Annotated in this window: 1 pseudogene; it reads left to right on the plus strand. The window is 40.3% G+C overall.

The features are described from left to right. Window positions 1-93: 93 nt before the first annotated feature. Window positions 94-956, plus strand: a pseudogene (locus M1G14_RS10875) (IS30 family transposase); the annotation flags it as partial.

A 956-nucleotide genomic window follows, 5' to 3' on the forward strand; every position in this document is an offset into this window, starting at 1 on the left:
GATAAATTGTAAAATATAGTGCAACAAAAAACTCATAGCGTTTCATTGGTGTAAACTGTAAGTAATCACACAAACAGAACCCGAGAAAAAACTATGAGCTACTCCCATCTTACCATAACTGACCGAATAAAGATAGAATCCTACTTGGAATTAGGTTTGAAAACTTGCCAAATTGCAAATAAACTTGGCGTCCATAAGTCTACCATTTCAAGAGAGTTAAGACGATGTCAAAATGCTTATTCCGCCATCTTAGCACAGGAAGAGTACGACCACAGGGTCAAGCAAAAAGGTCGGAAGTCTTGTTTAACACCAGAGTTGAAAAAGGAAATTGAGAACGGTTTAAAATCCTCTTGGCCGCCTGAACAGATTTGCGGGCGCTATCAGCTTGAGCAAAAGCCAATGGTAGCTTTTAAAACCATCTATAACTGGCTCTATGCTGGTTTGATTGATCTGGATTTAAGCGTCCTTCGTCGTAAAGGAAAGACTCGACAACCCAAAGAAACACGTGGAAGATTTAGGATTGGCACGTCGATTACCAAACGTCCTAAAGAGGTTCAGAATCGTGAAACTTTTGGCCACTGGGATCTCGATACTGTGGTGTCTTCCAGAGGCAAAAGCAAGGGCTGTTTAGCAACCGGAGAACTCGCTTTTACTTAGCTTCCAAGATACCAGATAGAACAGCCAAATCCATGTTTTCAGCTATCGAACAACTTTGTAAGCTATTTCCAAAAGAGACTCTTAAAACCTTCACTTCAGATAGGGGAAAAGAGTTCGCCTGCTATCCTCTGGTAGAGAATTTAGGAATTTCCTTTTTCTTTGCGGATGCCTATTTATCCTGGCAGAGAGGAAGCAATGAAAACGCAAACGGCTTGCTAAGAGAATATTTCCCAAAGAAAACAGATTTAGCCACTATTTCTTATGAGGCTTTAAACAAGGCTTTATATGATATCAATCAC

It is taken from the genome of Streptococcus parasanguinis (assembly GCF_023109675.1).
GTDB classification, from domain to species: domain Bacteria; phylum Bacillota; class Bacilli; order Lactobacillales; family Streptococcaceae; genus Streptococcus; species Streptococcus parasanguinis_I.